This window comes from Pseudomonas sp. A-RE-19 (assembly GCF_019956555.1).
Lineage (GTDB): Bacteria > Pseudomonadota > Gammaproteobacteria > Pseudomonadales > Pseudomonadaceae > Aquipseudomonas.
In genome coordinates this window covers 58,684-83,548 of record NZ_JAHBDQ010000044.1, presented here as the reverse complement: position 1 = coordinate 83,548, position 24,865 = coordinate 58,684, and the positions used below count along the sequence as shown (strand labels likewise).

The window sequence follows — 24,865 nt, the reverse complement described above, 5'->3', positions numbered from 1 at the left end:
GGCCAGTAAAAGCTGCCGCGCTCGATTTCGGTCGTCAGCTGGAAAACACGTAGCGCCCTTTGACCTTCTTCGAGCCGAGGAATCCCAGATCCGGGAACAGCAGTGTTTTGAGGTAAGCGACAAAAAACACCATGCCCAGGGTGATCCCGGCACCGACGAGCGTCAGCACCGGATCCTCGTCAAACCCCTGGAACATTCGTGGAGACTGGCTCAGGGACAGGATCACGTAAATGGTGTAGGCCTGCGCAACGTTCTTATAAAAACCCCAGGCGAACAGCAGCGGCACCCCGGCGGCAAACAGGGCAAAAAACACGGCGGCACCTGGCCCGATCGTCAAGCCGAGGAAGAAGCCGAAGATGGCACCCAGCAACGCTTGAGCAATCGTCAGAAAAAGTAACGTCTTGATCTTGCCGGAGTGCCGCTGACACAGCGCAGGGTCCGCATGGGCACCGATCCAGTACGCCAGCACCCGATCCTTGACCTCCCCGCCGGACAGCGTCTTGAAAATTTCGGTCTTCGAATGCCCGCTTTCGAGCATCGCCACCAGTTGCCGTTTGCTTTCCTTTTTGTCCAAGGTAGTTCTCCTGTGAGGCAACACGAAATGAAAAGTGGAAGCGCATTGTGCGCCTGCAGGGGGATTCTCGTTGCATCAGGGGCCGAAAAGAAAAACGCCGCTTCTACCTGAGTTACTTGCGCTTGTAACTCTTGTTGCCGCCGGGCGTCAGGCAATACACCCCGCCTCTTGGCCCGGTGCAGAACGTACCGGTTCCGCACGCGCAGCCATCGGTATCCTGTAACAACGTCTGCGGTCGCGCCTGTTCTTTACTGCCAAACATCGCCGAGCAACTTTTCTTCGAGCCGCTGATGGAGCCGTCATTGCACAGGAACAGATCACCGTCGCAACGATCGATGCCGCCCTTCTTCCCCGAACACGGCGTGTTGGCAGCCCAGGCGGATGAGCCGGACACGCACAACAACAGCAAAAACATTGGCATCGCGCCACGAACCATTAAAGTGCGCACAATGCAGCTTCCTTTTAGAGTTATGGCCGGATGATATCAACGTTCCGACCAGGCTCACGAGACCACATGAAAGTTAATTTAAAAAGCCGTGCGAAATTCTTGGCAAAATGATGCCCACTCGTATTGAACCGATTATCAGGCAAGCCCATGACCCGCATTTTGACCATCGAAGATGACGCCGTGACCGCCCGGGAAATCGTCGCCGAACTGAGCAGCCACGGCCTCGATGTGGATTGGGTCGACAATGGCCGCGAAGGCCTGGCGCGCGCGGTCAGCGGCGACTATGACCTGATCACCCTCGACCGCATGCTGCCGGAGCTCGATGGCCTGGCTATTGTCACGACGCTACGGACCATGGGTGTGGCCACGCCGATCCTGATGATCAGCGCCCTCTCCGACGTCGATGAACGGGTTCGCGGCCTGCGCGCCGGTGGCGACGATTACCTGACCAAACCGTTCGCCACCGATGAAATGGCGGCCCGGGTCGAAGTCCTGCTGCGCCGGCAGAACACCGTGACCGCCCAGGCCACCACATTGCGCGTGGCCGATCTGGAGCTGAACCTGATCAGCCACGAAGCCAGCCGCGACGGTCAATTGCTGACGCTGTTGCCCACCGAGTACAAGTTGCTGGAATTTCTGATGCGCAACACCGGGCAGATCCTGTCGCGGATGATGATTTTCGAAGAGGTCTGGGGTTATCACTTCGACCCCGGCACCAACCTGATCGACGTGCACATTGGCCGTTTGCGCAAGAAGATCGACCCGCCAGGCAAAGTCCCACTGATTCGGACCGTGCGAGGCTCGGGTTATGTCATTGCTGAACCCCTCTAAAGGCTGGCGCTCCTCCAGCAGCCGCTTGCTGGCGCTCTACAGTTCGCTGTTCGTGGCCTGGAGCGGGATTCTCATGGGGGTCATGTACTACGAAGTCTCCAGCTACCTGGACACCCTGGCCAAGCATTCGCTGATGCAACGCCAGCATCTGTTTTCACGCTTTTCGGGCGAGCAACTGGTGGACGCCCTCGCCGCCAGCATGACCTTCGACATTCGCGGCATCGATGCCTATGGCCTGTTCGACAATCAGCAGCGCCACCTCAGCGGAGACTTGCGTCAGATCCCCAAGGACCTGCCACTGGACGGCAAGATTCACATGCTCAGCGACTGCGTCGACGTCGACGACCCGACCCTGCCCGCCGACAGTTGCGATGCCGTGGCGACCCGGACCCTGGACGGGCGCTGGCTGGTGCTGGTGCGGGACAATGGTTCGTTGTTTGCCGTGACCCGGATCATCCTGCACGCCCTGCTGTGGGGCGTGTCGCTGACCATTCTGCCCGGCATCGCCGGCTGGCATTTATTAAGACGGCGCCCGCTACTGCGGATCCGGGCGATTCAGGCCAGTGCCGAAGCCATCGTCGCCGGTGACCTGACCCGCCGCCTGCCGCTGTCCAACCGCCGCGACGAACTGGACATGCTCGCCGCCATCGTCAACGCCATGCTCGAACGTATCGAGCGCTTGATGAACGAGGTCAAGGGCGTGTGCGACAACATCGCCCATGACCTGCGCACGCCGCTGACACGCCTGCGGGCGCAGCTGTACCGGATTCAGCAGCAGGCCGAAGACGGTTCGACGCTGGCCGTGCAACTCGATTCCGTACTCGGCGAGGCGGACACCTTAATGGCGCGCTTCCGTGGCCTGTTGCGAATCTCCGAGCTGGAAGATCGTCAGCGCCGTTCGGGTTTCGTGCAACTGGACCCGGTGCCGTTGCTGCAAGAGTTGCATGACTTTTACTTGCCGCTGGCCGAAGAAGGTGAACTGACCTTTGAACTGCAACTGCCCGAGTCCCTGCCTCGGCTGAACGGTGACCGGGCGCTGCTGTTCGAAGCCGTGGCGAATTTGCTGAGCAACTCGATCAAATTCACACCGCCGGGTGGCGAGGTGATTTTACGTGGGGTCAATGATGCCGGGCATACGCGCATTGAAGTACTCGACTCCGGCCCCGGCATCGCGCTGGCCGAACGGGAGGCGGTGTTTCAACGTTTCTATCGTGCCGAGGGCGGTAACCCCAAAAGCGGTTTCGGGCTGGGGCTGTCGATCGTCGCGGCGATTGTCAGCCTGCATGGGTTTACGCTGGAAGTCGGTAGCAGCGAACTGGGTGGCGCGCTGTTGGTGCTCGATTGCCGGCAGAGCCTGATTTCTCAGGCCTGACACCATCTCCATCACACAGAAGATCCCCCTTGTGGGAGCGAGCCTGCTCGCGATAGCGCAGTGTCAGACAACATCAATGTTGACTGGTAAGCAGCCATCGCGAGCAGGCTCGCTCCCACATTGGATTTGGGCCGGGAAACTCGATTCAGTACCCCGGCACCTCGCGCAGAAACACCGAAAGGTCGGTGATCGGCGGCAGGGCCGGAATCTCGACGTACATCTGGACCACCCAGCCGCGGTGATAACTGGCGTGGTTGACCACATGCAACAGCATCGCGCCGGCGCTCATGACCCCGCTTTCCCCCGACACGAAGGTGAATTCGATGGGTTTATCCAGCGAATCGTCGGTCTGGGCCGCGCTCCACCCACAGAACCATTGATCGATCTCCTGTTGCGCCATTCGCAGCTCGGGGAGTTCGGTATGGAGCAAGTCATGGGAGGTTTTGAAGTCGTGCCCTCGGCCCTCCAGGTGGGCTTGCCAGATGCAGTCCACCACGTAGATGTGGTTCAAGGTGCCGATCATGTTGTTGAACACCGACATCCGTTTGCGGTTGAGCTCTTCCGGTGGCAGCGCCATGAGGCTGTCGAAGAGTCGCTGATCGGCCCAGCGCCTGTAATCGGCGAGCATGCGGGCAGTGCGTACGTTGATCATCAGAGGTCTCCCATGACGATGGGCGCATTGCCAAGGATAGCCCTCGTGGTGAACGCCATCGCAACCGCCGATCACCGGCACCTTCGCGCAACGCGATCCGTGTAGCTGCTGGCGTCATGTGGGAGCCGCTACAGGATTTCGTCGTGAACTAAATCAAGACAGACGCTGCACCACCCGTTCGGCCAGCGCCAGGCAACTGGTCAGCCCCGGTGATTCGATGCCGAACAGGTTGACCAACCCTGGCACGCCATGCTCGTTCGGGCCGCTGATAACGAAGTCGGCCGCCGGCTCGGTCGGCCCGGTGATTTTCGGGCGAATGCCGCTGTAAGCCGGTTGCAGGCCATCATCGGGCAACGCCGGCCAGTAACGCCGGATCGCCTGATAGAAACCTTCGCTACGGCGCGGATCGACGCGGTAATCGACTTGCTCGACCCATTCGACATCCGGCCCGAAACGCGCCTGGCCACCCAGGTCCAGGGTCATGTGCACGCCCAGCCCGGCGCTTTCCGGTGCCGGGTAAACCAGATGCCGGAACGGCGCCGGGCCGCTGAAACTGAAATAGCTGCCCTTACACAACCAGGCCTTGGGAACGTGCCGCGCTGGCAAGCCTTCGATCCGGCTCGCCACTTCAGGCGCGGACAATCCCGCGCAGTTGATCAACTGACGACAGCTCAACGTCATCGGCTGAGCACCGCCCATGTGCAGCTCGAAACCGTGCCCGGTACAACGGGCCGATTCCAGCGGCGTGTGAAAGGCCATCGAAGTACCGCACGCTTGGGCGTCTGCCTGAAGCGCCAGCATCAAGGCATGGGAGTCGACAATACCGGTGGACGGCGACCAGAGCGCGGCAACGCAGGACAACGCCGGTTCAAGCGCTTGCGCCTGCCCGGCATCCAGCCATTGCAGGTCATCGACGCCGTTGCGCCGGCCCTGCTCCAGCAACGCCTGCAAGGCATGACGCTGGGAGTCATCGCTGGCCACGATCAGCTTGCCCAGGCGCCGATAATCGACACAGCGCTCATCGCAGAAGGCGTACAGCCGTTGCCTGCCCTCCACGCACAATTGCGCCTTGAGACTGCCGCTCGGGTAATAGATCCCGGCGTGGATCACTTCCGAATTGCGTGAACTGATGCCCACGCCAATCCCCTCGCCCGCCTCGACCAGAATCACTTCTCGCCCGGTCCGGGCCAGGGCCCTGGCCACTGCCAGCCCGACCACCCCGGCCCCGACCACCACGCATTCGATATCGACGCTCACCTGCCCTCCATTCATTCAAGCCAGCCCTCGCTCCCGATAATCGACCACGCTGAAGATTATCGCCAGCAACATGGCCATGACCACGAAGCACGGTTGTATACGGTCCATGCAGGAGTTGGCGAAGCCTGCGATCTTTTGATCTTCGGCGGCCGCTGAAATACCAAAGATGTAGCTCCAGGTATCTAAGGGAGGAGTTCCGGGCCAATCGATTCTGAACGGTCGACAGTGCATATCTCGCATCGGCAGGGAACTCCTGAGCGCTGCCAGGCATCCTAAATTATGTGTTACTTCCTTTACGCTTTCGGAGAACGCCGTCATGCGCCGTCTGTTGCTTATATCTTCACTAGTGCTTTGTTTGCCCGTTGGTTCGGCCATGGCCGATGTCGATGCAAAAGATGTCGCCACTTCGGCCGGGGTCTCCGCATCGCTGTACTCGACGTTCAAGGACCATAAAATGATGATCCCTGCCCGGGATGACGCCTCCAGCTTTGTTGCCAGCGGCGGGACAATTCGCGGTGCCTATCTGGAGTCTGTGTTGACACAGATCCGGCAAACCCATCCTGATCTGAAGGCAAGCGATGAGGATCTGGCCAAGGCCATTCTGGTTCAGGAAAACCAGTAAAGCCTCAGTGATAGAGCCAGCGACACTTCAATAGTGTCACTGGCTCTGCCTTGCCTCAGCGCTGCTTTTTTCCACCTCGGCGGACAAACGTGCCCAGCCGGCAACCAATTGCGCGCTGATGCTGACGCCGCCGCACACCACAATCACCACATCATGGGCCTCGGCAATGGCCGGATGGTCAAGGTACGCCACCGCCAATGAAACGCCGCACGCGGGCTCGACCAACTGGCGCAGGTCGTTGGCATAACGAACCACCCCCATGATCGCCTCATCATCGCTGAGCACCACGCATTCGTGCGCAAAGTCGAGGATGTGCTGCACCGGCCAGGCCGCCACTTGCGCCGCGCCAAGTGACGTGGCGACGGTGTCGATGCGCGGCAGTCTGACCGGGTGCCCGGCACTCATGGCGGCCGCGAAAGACGCCGCGCCCTGGGTTTCGCACGCAACGATCCGGCAGTCCATGCGCTGATGACGGATCAATCCGGTGAGCAGGCCAGCCAGCAAACCGCCGCCCCCCACCGACGTCACCAACACATCGACCTGAGGACAGTCCTCAAGGATTTCATCGACCATCGTGCTGTGCCCTTCCCACAACACCGGATGATCGAAGGCAGGCACGTATTCGGTATCCGCACCCTTTGCGAGTTCTTTGGCCCGTTGATTCGCTTCGTCCCAGACCTTGCCGTGGACGATCACCTCGGCACCGGTTTTCCTGATCCTGGCGCGGGTGGTTTCCGGGGTGGTGTTCGGCACTACGATGCAGGCTTTCAACCCGAGGCTCGCAGCGGCCACGGCGGTGGCCAACCCGGCATTGCCACCGGAAGGACAGACCACTTTGCGCTTGCCCTGCTCCGCTGCCTGGCTGCACAGAAGGCCCATGCCGCGCAGTTTGAACGAGCCGCTGGGTTGCAGGTTTTCCAGTTTGAGCCAGATCCGCCGGGTCGGGGTCGACAGGCCAGGGTGCAGGATCAGGGGCGTTCTGATGTGAAGCATCGCGTGCTCCTTGTGGCGCTCCCGGATCGTCGAGATGTTCAATACGCCGGGAGTGCGCAAATGGAATCATTCTTATCCAAGCTTAGTTCAGCCTGTCCCACGTCTACCGTTTTGGCCACAACACAATGCCCCGCGTAGGAGCTGCCGCAGGCTGCGATCTTTTGATCTTTGAATCAAAATCAAAAGATCGCAGCCTGCGGCAGCTCCTACACTGCTTTTATGTCCTATGTGAAGTCCGTCATGAACATCTCGGCCAAACTCGCATTTTTCACCCTCGTCTCCACCCTTGCCTACCTCGCTCTCGCGGTGTTCGGACTGGGCGGGTTGGCGGCTTTTTTCTCCCATCCGCCGCTAGTGGTCATTGCGCTTGCAACCCTGGTGATGGCGATCATCTCCTTGTTCAGCGAGGGCAACCTGAGCTCCGGCGTACGTGAAGACCGGGCCAATCGTTGGGTACTGCCGGTCTTCGGGGTGCTCGGATTGTTGAGTGGGTATTTGCCGGCCTACACCGACCGGATCGATTTCTGGACCTTCGGTGACGAGGGCGTACGTTGGCTGGGCGCGCTGCTGTTCATCGGCGGAGGCGCACTGCGGATGTGGCCGGTGTTTGTGCTGGGCAAACGTTTCAGTGGACTGGTGGCGATTCAACCGGGCCACCGCCTGGTCACCGACGGCATTTATCGTAACTTGCGCAACCCCAGCTATCTGGGGTTGCTGATCAATGGCGTGGGCTGGGCGCTGGCGTTTCGTTCTGCGGTCGGGTTGCTGCTGGTGGCGCTGATGTTGATACCACTGATCGCTCGCATTCGCTCCGAAGAAGCGCTATTACGCACGCAATTTGGCAGTGAATACGAGGCTTACTGCGCCCGTAGCTGGCGATTGATTCCCGGAATCTACTGAACCCTTCACAACTCCAATGTGGGAGCGGGCTTGCTCGCGAAGGCGGTTTATCATCCAGCATGGATGTCGACTGACACACCGCTTTCGCGAGCAAGCCCGCTCCCACATTAAAGTATGTACAGGCTGATTTGGCTGTGGAGATCCACTCGCGCCTCGACCGAGTCATAGCTGGCCAACGTGGCATGTGGGGTTTGAAGCGGATGAACGTGCGTCGCGGTGATGACCATGACGTTGGCACCCGCCGCCTCGCCTGCGCGAATCCCCACGGCGGCATCTTCGAAGATCAGGCACTCGGGGGGCTCGACGCCTAACCGGCGCGCAGCCAGTCGATAGCCCGCAGGGTCGGGTTTGCCGGCATTGACGTCTTCGGCGGTGACCATCACCCCAGGTTCGGGAATACCCGCCGCCGCCATTCGGCGCAAGGCCAGCGCCCGTGGCGCGGAGGTAACGATGGCCCATTGGTGGGCGGGCAGCGAATTCAGGAAACTCGCCGCGCCAGACACCTCGACAATCCCCTCCACGTCCTCGATTTCCGCCTCGGTAATCCACGCCGCTTCAGCTTCGGCGTCCACTCCGGGCAAGGCCAGACGGTTGATGGTGTCGATGGCGCGAACACCGTGGATGGTCGGCAGGAAGGTATCGACATCGACACCGTGGCGCAGGGCCCAGGTGGTCCAGATCCGCTCGGCGGCGGCGATGGAATTGAGGACCGTTCCGTCCATATCGAACAGGAAGGCGCGGTACGAGGTGTTGAACACGGAGACTTGAATGGACAAAGGACGAATTCCAGAACCAGGCGAGTATTTTCAAGCAATGTACATCACCCGCGCAGCCTGCGGCAGCGCCTACAGGTGGCGGTTCGAGTGCAAGGCGCTTTGCACGCAATCGAGCAACTGCCCCACCGCCCAAGGTTTCTTGATGAACGCAACCCGATGTTTGACCCCGGAGCTTTTCGGGGTTTCGAAGCCGGACATGATCATGATCGGTTTGTCCGGCCAACGGTCGCCGAACTGATTGGCCAGGTCCGCGCCATTGAGTTTGCCCGGCATGGTGATGTCCGTCAGCAACAGTCCTACCTCCGGCGCGTGCTGCTCCAGAAACTGCGACGCGGCGTCCGCGCTGACCTGCGGTTCAACCGCAAAGCCTTCCTCCTGAAGAATTTCGCAAAGAAACTCCAGAATCAACGGGTCGTCCTCAACCACAAGAATCAATCCGTCAGACAAGTGCGCGCCCGCCGTCGATACTGGACCCATGACTGTGTCACTCCCTGATTACGTAAATGATTTGCGCGGGCTCAAATCCGCCACCTACAGGTATGAACATCGGACTTCGTGGAAAATTCATTTTTGATACACCTGACATGGACATTCTCCGACCAGCTCGACAAACATGACCGTTTGTCAGCGCCTGATTGTGGTTAAAATGCGCCCCCTTCTACTTTGCCGACCTTGCCCGATGACCCCAGACGCCCTCTCCGTCCTCCACGACCATTTGCTGACAGCGCTCGCGGCCGCCCCCGCAGAAACCCGTCGGCTGTTCCACGGCCGTGGCCGCTGCTGGCCGGGGCTGGAGCAATTGACAGTCGATTGGCTGCAGGGCGTGGTGCTGGTTTCGCTGTTCAAGGAGCCAGACCCTGCACAGTTGGAAGATTTGAAGCGATTGCTGATGGAGATCACTCAGGCGCCAGAGTGGAAGCAATCCGGCGCGCACACCTTGCTGCTGCAACATCGCTATCTGCTGCAAAGCACCACCGAATGGCTGCTCGGGGAGCCGATCGAGGAGATGACGATCACTGAGGGCGGCTTGCATTATCGCGTCGACCTGGGCCGCAAACAGAACACCGGCCTGTTCCTCGACATGCGCTACGGCCGCGATTGGGTGCGGGCCAATGCTCAGGGCAAGCGCGTGTTGAATCTGTTCGCCTATACCTGCGGTTTCTCGGTGGCGGCCATCGAGGGCGGTGCCGAACACGTGGTCAATCTGGACATGTCCAGTCCGGCCCTGAGCCGTGGGCGCGACAACCACCGACTGAACGGACACGACCTGAGCAAGGTGACTTTTCTTGGCCATGACCTGTTCAAGTCCTGGGGCAAGGTGATCGGCAAGGGGCCGTATGACCTGGTGATCATCGACCCGCCGTCCTTTCAGAAGGGCAGTTTTCTGTTGACCAAGGATTACCAGCGCGTGCTGCGTCGTCTGCCGGAATTGCTCAGCCCTCAGGGCACGGTACTGGCCTGCATGAACGACCCGGCCCTCGGTGCGGACTTTCTCATCGATGGCGTCACCCGCGAAGCGCCGAGCCTGCGGTTTGAGCAGCGGCTGGAGAATCCGCCGGAGTTTCCCGATGCCGATGTCGAGTGCGGGTTGAAGGCCTTGGTGTTCAGGCAGGGTTAATTCAAAAGATCAAAAGATCGCAGCCTGCGGCAGCTCCTACGCGCCTGAGGGCGCTGGCGAAGGCTGCGATCTTTTGATGTTGATTCAACGCGGCTGCAACACCAGCGCAAACAGCTCCCCATGCCCATTCACATTCAGCTTGTGATAGAGATTGCGCCGATGCACCTTCACCGTTTCCGGGGAAATACCCAGTTGCTGGGCGATGGCTTTGCTGGAGAAGCCCTGGAGAATCAGCCGCGCCGTTTCGACTTCGCGCACCGACAAACGCGCATCGAAGCGATCCAGCAAGGTCGCCAGATCGCCAGCCACGGCCTCGGCGGTCGACCCTTCCGGCGGCATCAGCTGCAGGTGACGGCGCATGGCCGCCAGCACCCAATCACGCACACACAGCAGTCGGCCCTGCTCCTCAAGGGTGAACGCCGTCGAGCGCCCCAACGATAAACCGAGCACCGCGCCGTCGACGTTGACCATGAACTGCAACTCGTCGCTCCCCACCACCGAGCGGAAGTAGCTCAGGTAATACTCGCTCTGCTGAAACTGGTCGGGAGCCACTGAGGCCAGGCTGTGCAAGCCATCGGCAATACCGGCACAAACGGCCTGATAGAACGGGTCGAGCAGGTACATGCCGGCGCTGTAGTCAGCCAGTTCTTCATGCTCATCGGCACCGCTCTTGGCGTCGAAATCAATCAGCAGCCGTGGCACCCGCCCCGAGCGCATCACCGCGACCAATGCGTTATCCAGCGGCACCAGCAAGCGCAAGGTGTCCACCAGCGCACGCCAGAACCCGTCCTGCCCCAACGCGCCAAACACCCGCGCCAGCCCCTGGTGCACCGGCAATTCCTTGAGCAACGCGTCCACGCCCTACCCCTTTCGAGTAACCCATGATGGGAATGGGTGAGTTCCCCGCCTGCCGATACGCTGCAAGCACCTGATCATCACCGGCCTGCAGCAGGCCAGGAGTGCCGCATCATGAGTGGTCATCGCTCGCATATCAACCTGGGACTGGGCGCCTGTTTATGCGCTTCGCTTTCGGCATTCGCCGCTGACGCTCCCACCGTAAACGTCTACAACTGGTATGACTACATCGGTCCCAACACCTTGCAGGATTTCAAGCGCGACACAGGGATCCAGCCGGTTTACGACACCTTCGACAGCGCCGAAGTCCTGGAAGGCAAACTGATGACCAGCCGCAGCGGCTACGACGTGGTGGTGGCCAGCAACTTCAGCCTGCCGACGCTGATCAAGGCCGGGGCGCTTGCACCACTGCCCCGCGCGCAAATGCCTGACTACAAAAACATGGACACCGGGCTGCTGGCGAAACTGGCCAACAACGATCCGGGTAACCAATACGCCGTGCCCTATCTGTGGGGCACCAACGGCATCGGCTACAACGTCGACAAAGTCCGCGCCGCGTTGGGCGACAAGGCGCCCGTGGACTCCTGGGAGCTGGTGTTCAACGAAGCGAACCTGGCCAAGCTCGGCGGGTGCGGCGTGGCGATGCTCGACTCGCCTTCGGAGATGCTGCCGGTCGCGCTGCATTACCTGGGCCTGCCGCCCAACAGCACCGACCCCGAGGACTACAAGAAAGTCCAGGCGCTGCTGCTCAAGCTGCGCCCGCACATTGCCTACTTCAACTCTTCAAAGTTCATCAGCGACCTGTCCAACGGCAACATCTGCGTGGCGGTGGGTTGGTCCGGCGCGATGCTGGAAGCCAAGACCAACGCCGAACAGGCGGGCAACGGCGTGAAGATCGCCTACAGCCTGCCGAAGGAAGGTGCGCCGGTGTGGTTCGACACCTTGGTGCTGCTCAAGGACGCGCCGCATCCGCAGCAAGGCCTGGCGTTCATCGACTACTTGATGCGCCCCGAAGTCATCGCCCCGGTCACCGACCATCTGTCCTACCCCAACGGCAACCGCAGTGCGACCCGCCTGGTGGCCGAGGTGACTCGCAACAACCCTGCCGTTTACCCACCAGCCGAGGCCATGGCCAAGCTGTTCACCCTTGAACCTCTGCCCAAGGCGACCGAGCGCGTACGCACTCGCGTCTGGAGCACGGTGAAAAACGGTCAATAAACCTACGCAAACCCTGTGGGAGCGGGCTTGCTCGCGAAAGCGGTGTGTCAGACGACATCAATGTTGACTGTGCCGCCTTCGCGGGCAAGCCCGCTCCCACAGGTTCACCTTCGGGCCAATAAGCCTCTTTTTTCAGACGAATCGAACACGAGAACCACAATGAAACCACGTGCCCGCGACCTGAACATTCAGTTCGGCCAACTGCAACCCGGCCCCCTCAACGCCATCACCGATGTGCCCGGCGTACGCGTCGGCCACAGCAATGTGCGAGGACAAACCGCCAGCGGCCGCGACATCTACACCGGTGTCACGCTGATCGAGCCCCGCGCCGGTTCCGCCAATCAACAGCCATGCTTCGCCGGTGTCCATGTACTCAACGGTAATGGCGACGCCACGGGGCTTGAGTGGATTCGCGAGGCCGGTCTGCTGACCAGCCCGATCGCCTTCACCAATACCCACAGCCTGGGCATCGTGCGCGATGCGCTGATTGTTCTGGATCGTCAGGAGCAACCCGACGACGGGCGCCTTTACTGGAACATGCCCGTGGTGCTGGAAACGTTCGACGGTTTGCTCAATGACATCAACGGTTTTCATGTGCGTCCTGAACATGTGGCCGACGCTCTGCATGCAGCCGTCGGCGGCCCGGTCATCGAAGGCGCGGTGGGCGGTGGCAGCGGGATGATCTGTCATGAATTCAAGGGCGGCATTGGCACCGCATCGCGACGGCTGAATGGTGCCCAAGGAGGCTGGACCGTCGGCGCAATCGTTCAGGCCAACCACGGTATTCGCCACGAATTGCGCGTCGACGGTTACCCGGTGGGGCGTTATATGGAGCAGGTCGACTCGCCCTTCCTCAAAGCCTCCCTGCCCCATCCGGGCATGGGCTCAATCGTCGTCTGCCTGGCCACCGACGCGCCTCTTTTGCCACACCAATGCACGCGCCTCGCGCAACGTGCCAGCCTCGGCCTGGCCCGCACCGGTGGCGGCAACGAAGACCACAGCGGCGATATTTTCGTGGCCTTCGCCACCGGTAATCAGCACGTGCCGCCAGCCGCTTACGAAGGCAAAGGCGCACCTACTTGCGATCACCTGAGGATGGTCAACAACGATCACATCAGCGAACTGTTCCTGGCCGCCACCGAAGCCGTGGAAGAAGCCATCATCAATGCACTGCTGGCCGCGAACACCACCGAAGGCAACGGCCATACGGTACCAGGCCTGGGCGCCAACACCTTGCTCAAGGCACTGCGCCAGGCAGGCTGGCCGGGAGGATTAGACTAATGGTACTTGAGTGCCAGCCTCCGTTTTCTTACGATTATTGTACGTAGCGGTTGGAGGTTTAAGCCGTTGCGTAGGTGGTGAGTGAACTGAACCCCAATAAGCTCACCACTTGTTTCATGCGCATCTTGAGCCTCTGGGCTCTACTTCCTCCCCATCAAAGAGCTTTGAGGCTCTTTTTTTTGTCTGTCAAAAAGCGTCGGCGCTGACCGGTCGGCAAAGGTGAATATCCTGAGCCGCGTCATTGCGCCCGGATGCACCGAAAAGATCACGACCGATCACCCGCGCAGCCTCCAGATGAACCGTCGGCTCCTGAATTTCCGATTCGAGCAACAGCACGGACGTCACAACGCAGGCGCCGCAATAATCGAAGATCCCATGGTCGATCTGCGTCTTCATGGCGTCGGCATAACCGTGGCGCGCATAGGTTCCCGCATCGGCGCCACCGACAGCCACAAGGTGAACCCGCAGATGGCGAAGCTTCTTCTCCAACTTGGCATCCGCACTGAAATCGAACGCCCAGCCATTGGCGAACACCCGATCGATCCAGCCTTTGAGCAGCGCTGGCATCGACCACCAATAAACCGGATAGACCAGCACCAGCACATCGGCGCGATCGATCCTCGCCTGCTCGGCAGCAACATCGGCAGGGGGTGGGGCTTCCCGGTGATGGACGGCGAGATCGCCCGCGCCGAACCTCGGATCGAACCCTTGCGCCCAGAGGTCTGCGATTTCGAAAGAGTTGTCCGGATTGGCCCCGGATACACCTTCGGCAATATGCCTCGCGAGGCTATGGGTGAGCGACTGAGGGTCATGGTGAGCCACAACAACGAGCGCGTGCATGTCGAAAAACTCCTGCTACGGAATGAGTGATTGAGGGCTTGAAGCGAGCCTTATATACTCTTGGTAAGTTACGACCAGTAAGCTACTTTTGGTATATAGGCATGTCAAGCACCGAAACACCTGAGCAGGATTCCAATCCGCCACCGCGCCGCCGGATGTCGCGGGAAGAGCGCCAGCGCCAGTTGATGGAGGTCGCCTGGCAGCTGGTTCGAGAGGAGGGCACGGAAGCCTTGACCCTGGGTCAGCTCGCCGAACAGGCGGGGGTTACCAAACCGGTGGTTTACGACCATTTCACCACCCGCCCCGGGCTGCTGGCGGCGCTTTATCAGGAGTTCGACGCGCGTCAGACCACCCTCATGGACACCGCGCTTCAAACCAGTGAACCGACGCTGGCCAGCAAGGCCATGGTCATCGCCTCGTCTTATGTTGATTGCGTCCTTCTTCAGGGCCGCGAGATACCCGGCGTAATCGCCGCATTGACCAGTTCGCCCGAGCTGGAAAAGATCAAGCGCGAGTACGAAGCGATCTTCATGGACAAGTGCCGCAACGCCCTCCTCCCCTTCGCCGGAACGGGTGATATCGCGCCAGCGAGTCTTCGGGCGATGCTCGGTGCAGCCGAGGCGCTGTCCCATGCCGCCGCGACTGAAGAAATCACGCCAGTGCAGGCACAGGACGAACTTTTCGCAACGATTGTGGCGATGGTCGAAAGGAGCGCACGCACTGGCGGTAGCCTCGAAACCTGAACTGCTGCCCCGCCAGGACAGCAGCGTAATGCCACCTATACTACAAACCACCTTCCCCCACGGGGGCCTGCGCTACCAACAATAAAAAGCAGAGGTGGAACATGGTCTGGCAGCAAGTCTACGACCCCTTCGGTAACCCGGTGCTATCAACCTTCGTGGCAGCGGTGCCGGTGGTGGTGATGCTGGTCTCCCTGGCGTTTTTCCACATCAAGGCGCATCTGGCGGCGTTGTTGGCCCTGGGCTCGGCCTTGCTGATCGCGATTTTCGCCTTCGGCATGCCAGCGAACATGGCGGGCTCGGCCGCACTCTACGGCGCCGCCAACGGCATGCTGCCGATCGGCTGGATCGTGCTCAACATCATTTTCCTGCACCGGCTGACCACCGAGAATGGCTCGTTCAAAGTGCTGCAGGATTCCCTGGCGCGCATCACCGACGATCGACGTCTGCAGTTGCTGCTGATTGCCTTCTGCTTCGGTGCTTTTTTCGAAGGAGCCGCCGGTTTCGGCACCCCCGTGGCGGTGACCGGGGCCATTCTGATCGGGCTGGGCTTCTCGCCCCTGGCCGCGTCTGGCCTGGCATTGATCGCCAATACCGCGCCCGTGGCGTTCGGCGCCCTGGGCACGCCTGTCATCACCCTGGCCAAAGTGACCGGGCTGGATGAAATGGAGCTGTCGATGATGGTTGGCCGGCAATTGCCGTTTTTCTCGGTCATCGTGCCCTTCTGGCTGATCTGGGCCTTCGCCGGCTGGCGCAAGATGCTGGAAATCTGGCCGCCGATTCTGGTTGCCGGGGTCAGTTTCGCCATACCGCAGTTCCTCGTGTCCAACTACCACGGGCCGATGTTGGTGGACGTGATCGCCGCGCTGATTTCCATGGCCTGCCTGACCGCTTTCCTCAAGGTCTGGAAGCCAGCCACCGTGCATACCTCCGCCGCCTTGTCCGGCCGGGCCGACAACTCCAGGGTGGAGACAGACCCGAACGAGAAACCCAGCGCGACCTTTGCCAGCGATGCCAAGCCTGCCGTGATGCGCGCGTGGATGCCGTGGATCATCCTCACGGTCTTCGTCTTTGCCTGGGGCACTCAAAGCTTCAAGAACATGTTCGACACCCGCCCCGCCATGGATCCGCAAACCCACTCGGCCAAGCTCGATCCTCAGGGCAAACCGATGCGCGAGGCGAATCCGATTTTTGCCCCGACGTTGACCTTCACCACGATTCACCAACAGATCGAGAAGGTCCCGCCCGTAGTACCCGTGCCTAAAACCGAAGACGCGATCTACAAGTTCACCTGGTTCACCAGCACCGGCAGCGGCATCTTGCTGGCGGCGATCCTCGGCGGACTGCTGATGGGTTATTCCATCCCACAGCTGCTGAACCAATATGTGCGAACGCTATGGGTGGTGCGCTACTCGCTCATCACGATTGTGGCCATGCTCGCTCTGGGTTTTATCACTCGCTACTCGGGCCTCGACGCCACCATGGGCCTGGCCTTCGCTGCAACGGGCATCTTCTACCCGATGTTCGGCACCCTGCTTGGCTGGCTCGGCGTTGCCCTGACCGGCTCGGACACGGCCTCCAACGTGCTGTTCGGCGGCTTGCAACGGGTAACCTCCGAGCAACTGGGCCTGAGCCCGGTGCTGATGGCCGCGGCCAACAGTTCCGGCGGGGTCATGGGCAAGATGGTCGACGCCCAGTCAATCGTGGTCGCGTCCACCGCCACCCGCTGGTACGGCCATGAAGGGGAAATTCTGCGTTACGTGTTTTTCCACTCCGTGGTGCTGGCGATTCTGGTCGGCGGGCTGGTGACGTTGCAGGCGTATGTAGCGCCGTTCAGCCATATGGTGGTGGGCGGGCATTGACCGAGACGGCGGCTATTCACCATGGCCCGGGGTCACCGCCCGGGCCGTTCACCTCAGACCAAAACTTGCGCACAGCAGCAGTAGGCTAAGCTTCCAGCAGCTCATTGCTCACGATGCTCGATTCTGCAGGTTTTGGTTTTTTCTGGAGAGCGTCTGCAACAGCTACTTCAGACAGGCCCAAACTTTTCACGCAGGACTGACGTGATGACCGAGCCCCTACTCAGTTTTGATGCACTCAAGCGCGCCGCAGCCGCAGGCGAAATCGATACCGTGCTGGTCTGCATGGTTGATATGCAGGGGCGACTGGTCGGCAAACGATTCCAGGTCGAGTTCTTCATCGACAGTGGCCACGAAGAAACCCACTGCTGCAATTACCTGCTGGCCGACGACATCGACATGGAACCGGTGCCGGGTTACGCCGCGGCCAGCTGGAGCAAAGGTTATGGCGACTTTGTGCTCAAACCGGACATGGCCACCTTGCGGCGCGTGCCCTGGCTTGAGTGCACGGCGCTGGTGCTCTGCGACGTGCTCGATCATCACCACAGAACAGACCTGCCGCACAGCCCGCGCGCGATCCTGAAAAAGCAGATCGAGCGCCTGCGCGAGCGCGGTTATACCGGCATGTTCGCCTCTGAGCTGGAGTTCTATCTGTTCGACGAGAGTTACGAGGCCATTCACAAGCGCAATTACCATAAGCCCAAGACCGCCGGCCATTACATCGAGGATTACAACATCCTCCAGACCACCCGCGAAGAGCCGGTACTGCGGGCGATTCGCAAACACCTGCAGGCATCCGGCATTCCCGTGGAAAACTCCAAGGGTGAATGGGGCCCGGGGCAGGAAGAGATCAACATCCGTTATGCCGACGCCCTGACCATGGCCGACCACCACGTGATCATCAAGCACGCTTGCAAAGAGATCGCGCAACTGCAGGGCAAGGCGATCACGTTCATGGCCAAGTGGCGCTACGACGCCGCCGGTTCCAGCAGCCATGTCCACAATTCGCTGTGGGACAAAAATGCCAAGAAGCCGCTGTTCTTCGATCCCAAGGCTGAGTTCGGCATGTCGAAACTGATGCGCTCGTGGGTGGCCGGTCAGCTCAAATACGCCAACGACATCACCTGTTTTCTTGCGCCCTACATCAATTCGTACAAACGCTTTCAGGCCGGCACGTTTGCACCGACGCGGGCCGTCTGGAGTCGGGACAATCGCACCGCAGGCTTTCGTTTGTGCGCCGAAGGCAGCAAGGCCATCCGCATCGAATGCCGCATCGGCGGCGCCGACCTCAACCCCTATCTGGCCTTCGCCGCCTTGATCGCTGCGGGCCTGGCCGGTATCGACGAGAAACTCAGCCTGGCGCCGCCCTTCGAGGGCGATGCCTACGTCGACGAGCACTTGCCTGAAGTGTCGAAGACCCTGCGCGATGCCTGCGCCGCCCTCAAGGCGTCGAGCATGTTGCGCGAGGCGTTCGGTGATGAAGTGATCGACCACTACGTGCACACCGCCGAATGGGAACAGAAAGAGTACGACCGGCGAATAACCGACTGGGAACTGCAGCGCGGCTTCGAGCGCTATTGAGCACACCATGACTGAGATCGTTCAACTCATCTCACCGGTCGATGGCCGGGTCTACGCCGAACGTCGTCGTGCCGATGCGGCGCAGATCGAGCAAGCCCTGGCGTCTGCCGCCACCGCCCAGGCGCAATGGAAGCATCGCCCACTGAGCGAACGCGCCGCGTTATGCAGCGCCGCCGTGGACGCGATGCTGGCAATGAAGGCCGAGATCGTGCCGGAGCTGGCCTGGCAAATGGGCCGCCCGGTGCGCTTCGGTGCCGGCGAGCTGCGCGGTTTCGAAGAACGTGCCCGGCACATGATCGCCATTGCGCCTGAGGTGTTGGCAGCAATTGAACCTGCGCCTGTCGCCGGATTTCGGCGCTATATCAAACGCGAGCCGCTGGGTACGGTGCTGGTCGTCGCGCCCTGGAATTACCCCTACCTGACGGCGGTGAATACGATCATTCCGGCGCTGATGGCGGGCAACAGCGTGATCCTCAAGCACGCGTCACAAACGCTGCTGGTGGGCGAACGTTTCACCGAGGCTTTGCGCCGCGCCAATCTGCCCGATGGCCTGTTTCACAACCTGCTGCTCGATCATGAGCAGACCGCCGCGATCATCGCTTCAGAACGCGTGCACCAAGTGAACTTCACCGGTTCGGTCGACGCCGGCAAGGCCATCGAAGCCGCCGCCATGGGCCGCTTCCTCGGCGTGGGTCTGGAGCTCGGCGGCAAAGACCCGGCCTACGTCCGGGCAGACGCCAACCTTGAGCATGCGGTGGAAAATCTGGTGGACGGCAGCTTCTTCAACTCCGGACAGAGCTGTTGCGCCGTCGAACGTATCTATGTCGATGAAAAAATTTACCCGGCCTTTGTCGAGCGCTTCGCCGCCTTGACCCGCCAATACGTACTCGGCAACCCGCTGGATGAAGCCACCACCCTCGGCCCGCTGGTCACGCCGAGCGCCGCTGAATTCGTTCGCAAGCAGGTCGCCGATGCGCTGTCACAAGGGGCCCGGGGGCTGATCGATCCAAAGGACTTTCCCGCCGATGCGCCAGGCAGCGCCTACCTCGCGCCGCAGGTATTGGTAGACGTCACCCATAAAATGTCGGTGATGTGCGAGGAAAGTTTTGGCCCGGTGGTCGGCATCATGCCGGTGGCCAGCGACGACGAAGCCATCGCCCTGATGAACGACAGTGAGTTCGGGCTCAGCGCTTCTATCTGGACCCAAGACCTCGCCGCCGCCGAACGCATCGGCGACGAGATCATCACCGGCACCGTGTTCATGAACCGCTGCGATTACCTGGACCCGGCCCTGGCCTGGACCGGGGTGAAGCACAGCGGGCGCGGCGTAACGCTGTCGCGCCTTGGCTATGAACACCTGACCCGAGCAAAATCCTTCCATCTGCGCCACGAGATCTGAGCCATGAGCCTGACCGCGAACTGGAACTACCCCACGAGCATCCGCTTTGGCGTCGGCCGCATCGCCGAGCTGGCCGAGGTCTGCCGCAGCCAAGGGATCCAGCGACCGTTGCTGGTCACCGACAGTGGCCTGGCGCGTGCCCCGATCACCACGGCGGCGCTGGAATCCTTGCGCGCCGCCGGCCTTGGCGTTGCGCTGTTTTGCGACCTTAAACCGAATCCGATCGAAGCCAATCTGGCTGGAGGACTCGACGCCTGGCGCGCCGGCAAACACGATGGCGTGGTCGCCTTCGGCGGTGGCAGCGGCCTGGATATGGGCAAGCTCATCGCGTTCATGAGCGGCCAGACGCGCCCGGTTTGGGATTTCGAAGACATCGGCGACTACTGGACACGGGCCGACGAAGGCAATATCGCCCCGGTGATCGCGGTGCCAACCACTGCGGGCACGGGTTCCGAAGTCGGCCGCGCGGCGGTGATCATCGACGAAAGCACGCACACCAAACGCATCATTTTTCACCCGAAAATGATGCCGCGGGTGGTCATCAGCGACCCCGCCCTCACCGTCGGCATGCCGGCAAAAGTCACCGCCGGCACCGGCATGGATGCGTTTGCCCATTGCCTGGAGTCGTACTGCGCTCCCGGTTTTCATCCCATGGCCGAAGGCATTGCGGTGGAAGGCATGCGCCTGGTTTCCAATGCCCTGGTACGCGCCGTACACACCCCCTCCGACCTCGACGCGCGCGCGCAAATGCTGGCGGCTGCGGCGATGGGCGCCACCGCTTTCCAGAAAGGTCTGGGTGGCATGCACGCACTCGCGCATCCGGTGGGCGCCCTGTACGACACCCACCACGGCATGACCAATGCCACCTTCATGCCCTATGTGCTCAAGTTCAACCGCCCGGCCATCGAGGAACGCATCACCCGTCTGGCGGCTTACCTGCGTCTGCCCTCCCCGGGCTTCGACAGCTTTCTGGCCTTCGTCCTCAAGCTGCGCAAAGACATCGGCGTGCCCCATACGCTGTTTGAACTGGGGGTGGATGACAAGCAGGCCGATTTGATCGCGGACATGGCGATTGTCGATCCCTGCGCCGGCGGCAACCCGCTGCCATTGACACGAACGGGGGCGGCAGAAATTTTCGACGCGGCTTACCACGGTCGTCTCTAGCGCTATCGTCTGTCCAGGACCGGGTTTGAACACACAAAGTGGATGGTTTTCATCTGTTTTAACGCTGTGTTGATAACCCTTCATTAATGGCGATAACGATACTTATCGCTTATGAAGAAATAACTGAACCCGGTTTTTTTCATCGCCAATCTTAATATTGAACAAATAACTCCTAACCGATCGCTATTAATAAAATAATATTAAAAATTACTCTTCCAATGTCCATTGCATATTTATCCGCGCCTGCTTAACTGCAAAAACTGCTGATGAGAGCAGTGCCCGCAAACACCACGGAAGGAATCGTTATGAGCAGTTCAACTCGCCATAGCATGCCCCCCTATGGGGTGGCCATTCAAAGCGCGATCAAGGCAGGCGACCTGCCACAAATGAAGACGCTGTTGAAACAACGCGATGTATCCACACCTGAAAACAAAGAACTCAGTTCCGCCTACGAAAATTTGGCGAAGGAAGTCGCACGCCTGGAAAAGCACTGATCGCTGTTTCCGTTCCCCTATTGCAATGGAGGCAATAATTATGTCTGGTTCTAATCAACAACCTGTCGGTTTGTTCCCACTCTGCTACCGAATTGGTACTTCGATGCCAGGTGCACAAAGTCTGGCACTCAATCTTCTGGTTTTTACCCCTGAGCAAACGGTCAGCGGCACTGCCACAATCACTCAGGCAACCAACCCGCCGCTGGATGTGCACTCCGATGTCTGGGGCGAATACACCTACATGACAGTTATGAAACCGGGAGTCAGCAAGATCCTGATCACCGCTCAAGGTAATAATGGCGGCCCGGGTTCAAACTCCATCGTGAATTTCAAGCTGCACCTGGTGGTGGGTAGCGACTGGAAAGAAGGGGTTGCCAATTACGAGTACTTCAATGGCCAGCGATGGGTCAAGGTCAATGCTCCCGCCCATCTCGTCGAATCGGTGCCTTCCAAAGCCTATGCAGTGCCTTTGGAACCCGGCCCGGTCATTCCGGCATATCCACCGATCATGCCGTTGTATGCCGCACCGATTCAAAGTGCCATTGCCAGCGGTGACCTGGCCCAGATGAAAAACCTGTCGCGCCTGGCTCAACAACAACTGGATCAGCAACCCCAATTGCAGAGTGCGCTTGAAACGGCCAAGGGCGAAATCAGCCGGCAGGAACGCCGCTGACCCGACCACGAAACATGCCGACTTGTCCTGAATACAAAATAAGGGAGTAGCACCATGTCAATCGGACTTTTTCATACCCGCCTGAATGTCAGCAATCATCTATTGGGTGCACCGGTTTTAACCCTGGACCTGCTGGTGGATACCGTAAACAAAAAAGTCAGCGGTGAGGCCAGCATTTATCAAAGTACCTACCCTCCACTCAACTTCCGTGCCCGTGTGTGGGGTAGTTACTCCGAAGCCAAACTGATCCCCGAGGCGGAAAGCCATATCCTCCTCTCCCTGGATGGCAGCCCAAGTGGCCCTTACAGCCAGATCGCCCAGACTTTTGATCTAAGGGGCATTTTAGGCGCCGATTGGGCCAGCGGTTTTGTCGACTACAAATACTTCGATCAGGACCACTGGACTACGGTAAGACACGCCGCTGTCAGCCAGGCCCCCGTTATTGTGCGCCCAGAGCATCCGCACCATGCGGTGCCGCTCTATGCCGTCGCGGTACAGCAAGCGCAAGCCAGCGGTGACCTGGCGCAACTGAAGGCCGTGGTGAGCCAGGGTGAACAGCAACTGGCCCACAGCGGCGCCCTGCGCAATGCGCTGGATCAGCTGAACGCTGAAATCGCCCGCCTGGAGGCCCGCTAACCCCAGTCAGTTAAGCGCAACCCCATGTGGGAGCGAGCCTGCTCGCGATGACGGCCTTACATTCAACATCAATGTTGGCTGATCCACCGCTATCGCGAGCAGGCTCGCTCCCACACGTTGCGCACCTTAACTGACTGGCATTGGGGCAAGCCCGCTCCCATAGGCTCCGCGCCCATTGACCAGAATCAAAAGGTAAATCCGGTCGCGCCACAGACACAGGAAAGGCGCGAACACTTCGATGGATTCGTGCCGCGCACGCGTTGTGCGCAAGGATTTTCCATGTCAGACAGTCGCCCTGCCCGCTACCTCAGTGAAACCGACCTCAAACGCTATGTGCCCGTGCATGTGGTCTGGGAAATCACCCTGGCCTGCGATCTCAAATGCCTGCACTGCGGCTCACGTGCCGGCCATCGACGCCCCGATGAATTGAACACCCGGGAATGCCTGGACGTCATCGATTCCCTGGCCGCCCTCGGCACCCGCGAAATCACCCTCATTGGTGGTGAAGCCTATTTGCGCAAGGACTGGACGCAACTGATCCAGGCCATCCACGATCACGGCATGTACTGCGCCATACAAACCGGCGGACGTAACCTGACACCCGCAAAAATGCAGGCAGCGGTGGATGCCGGGCTCAATGGCGTCGGTGTTTCGCTGGATGGGCTGGCCCCGCTGCATGACGCGGTGCGCAATGTTCCGGGCTCGTTCGACAAGGCGGTGGATACCCTGCGACGGGCCAAACAGTCCGGGCTTGCAGTGAGCGTCAACACCCAAATCGGCGCGGCCACGTTGCCCGATCTGCCCGAACTGATGGACCTGATCATCGGCCTCGGCGCCACGCACTGGCAGATCCAGCTGACGGTCGCCATGGGCAACGCCGTCGACCACCCGGAGCTGTTGCTGCAGCCCTATCAACTGCTGGAAGTGATGCCATTGCTGGCACGGCTCTACCGCGAAGGTGTCGATCGCGGCCTGCTGATGAACGTAGGCAACAACATTGGCTACTACGGCCCTTATGAACACATGTGGCGTGGTTTCGGTGACGAGCGCGTGCACTGGAGCGGCTGCGCCGCCGGCCAGACCGTATTGGCACTGGAAGCCGACGGCACCGTCAAGGGTTGCCCGTCATTGGCAACGGTGGGGTTTTCAGGCGGCAATGTACGCAACATGAGCCTGCACGATATCTGGCACTACAGCGAAGGCATGCACTTTGGCCGCCTGCGCGGCGTCGAAGACCTGTGGGGCTACTGCCGAAGCTGCTACTACAACGACGTCTGCCGTGGTGGCTGCACCTGGACGTCGCACTCTCTGCTCGGCAAACCCGGCAACAATCCCTACTGCCATTACCGCGCACTGGACCTGCAAAAACGCGGGCTGCGCGAGCGCATCGTCAAACTCGAAGACGCGGCAAAGACGTCCTTCGCCGTCGGACGTTTTGACCTGATTACCGAACGCATCGACACCGGCGAGAAGGTCAGCAGCGTCAGCGACAGCGGCCAGGTGATCAAACTGGCCTGGGCGAACCAGGGTCAGAAATCGCCGGATGAAGGACGTATTCCACCGCAACTGGCGCTGTGTCGTGGCTGCTTGCAATACATCCATCCACACGAAGTGATCTGTCCTCACTGTGCCGCCGATGTCGCCGCCGCTGAAGCCGTGCACCAGACAGACCGTGCCCGGCAACAAGCGATTATCAACACCCTGACCGGCCTGTTGGGGATGCCGCAAAATACCTTGATGTGACCTTCGTCACGCAAAAAAAAGCCACTCGGGGGAATGGCATTTGGTGTACTGGCGAATCGAAAACAGAGACATTCGGTGCGTATCAGATCGCCAGGATCGCAGCCTTCGGCAGCTCCTACAGGTGTACGCAAATACTGTAGGAGCTGCCGAAGGCTGCGATCTTTTGGGGCAGACAACGCTTAATTGACTGGCATGGGACACACTGCCGATGACACCGGCTCACGCGCCGCCAAACCTGCTCGAGGGTCATCACCTCAGGGGCGCCGGTGTGTGAAACACAAACGAACCCTCCTTCACTTCAACGCAGCCCATCTGCGCGATGTGCAGGGAGTATCAGCA

The 24,865-nt window shown here is 60.3% G+C and carries 26 protein-coding genes; 16 read left to right on the top strand and 10 right to left on the bottom strand.

Annotated features, from left to right (window positions below; all coding sequences use genetic code 11):
* Window positions 1–34: 34 nt before the first annotated feature.
* Window positions 35–574 carry a hypothetical protein gene (locus KGB14_RS22100; RefSeq protein WP_223488811.1) on the bottom strand — a complete coding sequence of 180 codons (540 nt, stop codon included), beginning with the start codon at window positions 572–574 and terminating at the stop codon, window positions 35–37.
* Between the two features lie 112 nt (window positions 575–686).
* Window positions 687–1,010, bottom strand: coding sequence for a hypothetical protein (locus KGB14_RS22095; protein WP_223488953.1), 324 nt, complete (start codon window positions 1,008–1,010; stop codon window positions 687–689).
* A 159-nt stretch (window positions 1,011–1,169) separates the two neighbouring features.
* Here KGB14_RS22095 and KGB14_RS22090 point away from each other — a divergent pair, with 159 nt between their 5' ends.
* Window positions 1,170–1,853 carry a response regulator transcription factor gene (locus KGB14_RS22090; RefSeq protein ID WP_223488810.1) on the top strand — a complete coding sequence of 228 codons (684 nt, stop codon included), beginning with the start codon at window positions 1,170–1,172 and terminating at the stop codon, window positions 1,851–1,853.
* A complete protein-coding gene (locus tag KGB14_RS22085) occupies window positions 1,831–3,225 on the top strand; it encodes a sensor histidine kinase (protein WP_223488809.1) in 1,395 nt (464 codons plus the stop codon). Before KGB14_RS22090 ends, KGB14_RS22085 begins: the two co-directional genes overlap by 23 nt.
* A 145-nt stretch (window positions 3,226–3,370) precedes the next feature.
* On the opposite strand, the gene KGB14_RS22080 is transcribed toward KGB14_RS22085, so the two are convergent.
* The 3 genes from KGB14_RS22080 to KGB14_RS22070 form a co-directional block, all read right to left on the bottom strand.
* Window positions 3,371–3,877, bottom strand: coding sequence for a DinB family protein (locus KGB14_RS22080; protein ID WP_223488808.1), 507 nt, complete (start codon window positions 3,875–3,877; stop codon window positions 3,371–3,373).
* Window positions 3,878–4,030: 153 nt separating this feature from the next.
* Window positions 4,031–5,134: an NAD(P)/FAD-dependent oxidoreductase gene (locus KGB14_RS22075; RefSeq protein ID WP_223488807.1), complete on the bottom strand. Its 1,104-nt coding sequence runs from the start codon at window positions 5,132–5,134 to the stop codon at window positions 4,031–4,033.
* Window positions 5,135–5,149: 15 nt separating this feature from the next.
* Window positions 5,150–5,509 (bottom strand): hypothetical protein, encoded by a 360-nt coding sequence (locus tag KGB14_RS22070; RefSeq protein ID WP_223488957.1) that lies wholly within the window; start codon window positions 5,507–5,509, stop codon window positions 5,150–5,152.
* Here KGB14_RS22070 and KGB14_RS22065 point away from each other — a divergent pair.
* The gene (locus KGB14_RS22065; protein ID WP_223488806.1) at window positions 5,451–5,756 is read left to right on the top strand and encodes a DUF2388 domain-containing protein; all 306 of its coding nucleotides are present in this window, start codon (window positions 5,451–5,453) and stop codon (window positions 5,754–5,756) included. The two genes, KGB14_RS22070 and KGB14_RS22065, sit on opposite strands and share 59 nt — an antisense overlap.
* A 36-nt stretch (window positions 5,757–5,792) precedes the next feature.
* Here the strand turns inward: KGB14_RS22065 and KGB14_RS22060 are convergent, their stop codons facing one another.
* Window positions 5,793–6,749 (bottom strand): pyridoxal-phosphate dependent enzyme, encoded by a 957-nt coding sequence (locus KGB14_RS22060; protein WP_223488805.1) that lies wholly within the window; start codon window positions 6,747–6,749, stop codon window positions 5,793–5,795.
* A 240-nt stretch (window positions 6,750–6,989) separates the two neighbouring features.
* Between KGB14_RS22060 and KGB14_RS22055 the strand changes: the two genes are divergently transcribed.
* Window positions 6,990–7,649, top strand: coding sequence for a methyltransferase family protein (locus KGB14_RS22055; protein ID WP_223488804.1), 660 nt, complete (start codon window positions 6,990–6,992; stop codon window positions 7,647–7,649).
* 107 nt (window positions 7,650–7,756) lie between these two features.
* Here the strand turns inward: KGB14_RS22055 and KGB14_RS22050 are convergent, their stop codons facing one another.
* On the bottom strand, window positions 7,757–8,425 hold the full coding sequence (locus KGB14_RS22050) for an HAD-IA family hydrolase (protein ID WP_223488803.1): 669 nt from the start codon (window positions 8,423–8,425) through the stop codon (window positions 7,757–7,759).
* A 69-nt stretch (window positions 8,426–8,494) separates the two neighbouring features.
* Window positions 8,495–8,902 (bottom strand): response regulator, encoded by a 408-nt coding sequence (locus tag KGB14_RS22045; RefSeq protein ID WP_223488802.1) that lies wholly within the window; start codon window positions 8,900–8,902, stop codon window positions 8,495–8,497.
* Window positions 8,903–9,104: 202 nt separating this feature from the next.
* Here KGB14_RS22045 and KGB14_RS22040 point away from each other — a divergent pair, with 202 nt between their 5' ends.
* A complete protein-coding gene (locus KGB14_RS22040) occupies window positions 9,105–10,043 on the top strand; it encodes a class I SAM-dependent methyltransferase (RefSeq protein ID WP_223488801.1) in 939 nt (312 codons plus the stop codon).
* 84 nt (window positions 10,044–10,127) lie between these two features.
* On the opposite strand, the gene KGB14_RS22035 is transcribed toward KGB14_RS22040, so the two are convergent.
* Complete coding sequence (locus KGB14_RS22035; RefSeq protein ID WP_223488800.1) at window positions 10,128–10,901, bottom strand: helix-turn-helix transcriptional regulator; 774 nt, start codon at window positions 10,899–10,901, stop codon at window positions 10,128–10,130.
* Between the two features lie 111 nt (window positions 10,902–11,012).
* Between KGB14_RS22035 and KGB14_RS22030 the strand changes: the two genes are divergently transcribed.
* Window positions 11,013–12,116, top strand: a complete 1,104-nt coding sequence (locus tag KGB14_RS22030) for a polyamine ABC transporter substrate-binding protein (protein WP_223488799.1) — start codon at window positions 11,013–11,015, stop codon at window positions 12,114–12,116.
* A 159-nt stretch (window positions 12,117–12,275) separates the two neighbouring features.
* Complete coding sequence (locus KGB14_RS22025) at window positions 12,276–13,397, top strand: P1 family peptidase (RefSeq protein ID WP_223488798.1); 1,122 nt, start codon at window positions 12,276–12,278, stop codon at window positions 13,395–13,397.
* A 186-nt stretch (window positions 13,398–13,583) separates the two neighbouring features.
* Here the strand turns inward: KGB14_RS22025 and KGB14_RS22020 are convergent, their stop codons facing one another.
* A complete protein-coding gene (locus KGB14_RS22020) occupies window positions 13,584–14,237 on the bottom strand; it encodes an NAD(P)H-dependent oxidoreductase (RefSeq protein WP_223488797.1) in 654 nt (217 codons plus the stop codon).
* Window positions 14,238–14,338: 101 nt separating this feature from the next.
* Here KGB14_RS22020 and KGB14_RS22015 point away from each other — a divergent pair, with 101 nt between their 5' ends.
* From KGB14_RS22015 to KGB14_RS21975, 9 genes are all read left to right on the top strand, one after another.
* Window positions 14,339–14,980 (top strand): TetR/AcrR family transcriptional regulator, encoded by a 642-nt coding sequence (locus KGB14_RS22015; protein ID WP_223488796.1) that lies wholly within the window; start codon window positions 14,339–14,341, stop codon window positions 14,978–14,980.
* Window positions 14,981–15,081: 101 nt separating this feature from the next.
* Window positions 15,082–16,839, top strand: coding sequence for an L-lactate permease (locus tag KGB14_RS22010; RefSeq protein ID WP_223488795.1), 1,758 nt, complete (start codon window positions 15,082–15,084; stop codon window positions 16,837–16,839).
* A 204-nt stretch (window positions 16,840–17,043) separates the two neighbouring features.
* Entirely contained in the window at window positions 17,044–18,417 is a 1,374-nt protein-coding gene (locus KGB14_RS22005; RefSeq protein WP_223488794.1) for a glutamine synthetase family protein, read from the top strand.
* A 7-nt stretch (window positions 18,418–18,424) separates the two neighbouring features.
* The gene (locus KGB14_RS22000; protein ID WP_223488793.1) at window positions 18,425–19,816 is read left to right on the top strand and encodes an aldehyde dehydrogenase family protein; all 1,392 of its coding nucleotides are present in this window, start codon (window positions 18,425–18,427) and stop codon (window positions 19,814–19,816) included.
* A gap of 3 nt (window positions 19,817–19,819) precedes the next feature.
* Window positions 19,820–20,980, top strand: coding sequence for an iron-containing alcohol dehydrogenase (locus KGB14_RS21995; RefSeq protein WP_223488792.1), 1,161 nt, complete (start codon window positions 19,820–19,822; stop codon window positions 20,978–20,980).
* A gap of 305 nt (window positions 20,981–21,285) precedes the next feature.
* On the top strand, window positions 21,286–21,474 hold the full coding sequence (locus KGB14_RS21990; RefSeq protein WP_223488791.1) for a DUF1843 domain-containing protein: 189 nt from the start codon (window positions 21,286–21,288) through the stop codon (window positions 21,472–21,474).
* A 40-nt stretch (window positions 21,475–21,514) separates the two neighbouring features.
* Complete coding sequence (locus KGB14_RS21985) at window positions 21,515–22,147, top strand: DUF1842 domain-containing protein (protein ID WP_223488790.1); 633 nt, start codon at window positions 21,515–21,517, stop codon at window positions 22,145–22,147.
* 54 nt (window positions 22,148–22,201) lie between these two features.
* Window positions 22,202–22,783, top strand: a complete 582-nt coding sequence (locus tag KGB14_RS21980) for a DUF1842 domain-containing protein (RefSeq protein WP_223488789.1) — start codon at window positions 22,202–22,204, stop codon at window positions 22,781–22,783.
* Window positions 22,784–23,062: 279 nt separating this feature from the next.
* Window positions 23,063–24,526, top strand: a complete 1,464-nt coding sequence (locus KGB14_RS21975) for a GDL motif peptide-associated radical SAM/SPASM maturase (protein ID WP_223488788.1) — start codon at window positions 23,063–23,065, stop codon at window positions 24,524–24,526.
* The last annotated feature ends 339 nt before the right edge of the window (window positions 24,527–24,865 follow it).

Excerpts from the sequence above, each read along its gene's own strand:
- KGB14_RS22040 (WP_223488801.1), top strand. The coding sequence starts at position 9,105 with ATGACCCCAGACGCCCTCTCCGTCCTCCACGACCATTTGCTGACAGCG.
- KGB14_RS22015 (WP_223488796.1), top strand. The coding sequence starts at position 14,339 with ATGTCAAGCACCGAAACACCTGAGCAGGATTCCAATCCGCCACCGCGC.
- KGB14_RS22055 (WP_223488804.1), top strand. The coding sequence starts at position 6,990 with ATGAACATCTCGGCCAAACTCGCATTTTTCACCCTCGTCTCCACCCTT.
- KGB14_RS22005 (WP_223488794.1), top strand. The coding sequence starts at position 17,044 with ATGACCGAGCCCCTACTCAGTTTTGATGCACTCAAGCGCGCCGCAGCC.
- KGB14_RS22030 (WP_223488799.1), top strand. The coding sequence starts at position 11,013 with ATGAGTGGTCATCGCTCGCATATCAACCTGGGACTGGGCGCCTGTTTA.
- KGB14_RS22085 (WP_223488809.1), top strand. The coding sequence starts at position 1,831 with ATGTCATTGCTGAACCCCTCTAAAGGCTGGCGCTCCTCCAGCAGCCGC.
- KGB14_RS22045 (WP_223488802.1), bottom strand. The coding sequence starts at position 8,902 with ATGGGTCCAGTATCGACGGCGGGCGCGCACTTGTCTGACGGATTGATT.
- KGB14_RS22080 (WP_223488808.1), bottom strand. The coding sequence starts at position 3,877 with ATGATCAACGTACGCACTGCCCGCATGCTCGCCGATTACAGGCGCTGG.
- KGB14_RS22000 (WP_223488793.1), top strand. The coding sequence starts at position 18,425 with ATGACTGAGATCGTTCAACTCATCTCACCGGTCGATGGCCGGGTCTAC.
- KGB14_RS21990 (WP_223488791.1), top strand. The coding sequence starts at position 21,286 with ATGAGCAGTTCAACTCGCCATAGCATGCCCCCCTATGGGGTGGCCATT.
- KGB14_RS22060 (WP_223488805.1), bottom strand. The coding sequence starts at position 6,749 with ATGCTTCACATCAGAACGCCCCTGATCCTGCACCCTGGCCTGTCGACC.
- KGB14_RS21975 (WP_223488788.1), top strand. The coding sequence starts at position 23,063 with ATGTCAGACAGTCGCCCTGCCCGCTACCTCAGTGAAACCGACCTCAAA.
- KGB14_RS22025 (WP_223488798.1), top strand. The coding sequence starts at position 12,276 with ATGAAACCACGTGCCCGCGACCTGAACATTCAGTTCGGCCAACTGCAA.
- KGB14_RS22070 (WP_223488957.1), bottom strand. The coding sequence starts at position 5,509 with ATGGCCGAACCAACGGGCAAACAAAGCACTAGTGAAGATATAAGCAAC.
- KGB14_RS21980 (WP_223488789.1), top strand. The coding sequence starts at position 22,202 with ATGTCAATCGGACTTTTTCATACCCGCCTGAATGTCAGCAATCATCTA.
- KGB14_RS22090 (WP_223488810.1), top strand. The coding sequence starts at position 1,170 with ATGACCCGCATTTTGACCATCGAAGATGACGCCGTGACCGCCCGGGAA.
- KGB14_RS22020 (WP_223488797.1), bottom strand. The coding sequence starts at position 14,237 with ATGCACGCGCTCGTTGTTGTGGCTCACCATGACCCTCAGTCGCTCACC.
- KGB14_RS21985 (WP_223488790.1), top strand. The coding sequence starts at position 21,515 with ATGTCTGGTTCTAATCAACAACCTGTCGGTTTGTTCCCACTCTGCTAC.
- KGB14_RS22065 (WP_223488806.1), top strand. The coding sequence starts at position 5,451 with ATGCGCCGTCTGTTGCTTATATCTTCACTAGTGCTTTGTTTGCCCGTT.
- KGB14_RS22095 (WP_223488953.1), bottom strand. The coding sequence starts at position 1,010 with ATGGTTCGTGGCGCGATGCCAATGTTTTTGCTGTTGTTGTGCGTGTCC.
- KGB14_RS21995 (WP_223488792.1), top strand. The coding sequence starts at position 19,820 with ATGAGCCTGACCGCGAACTGGAACTACCCCACGAGCATCCGCTTTGGC.
- KGB14_RS22010 (WP_223488795.1), top strand. The coding sequence starts at position 15,082 with ATGGTCTGGCAGCAAGTCTACGACCCCTTCGGTAACCCGGTGCTATCA.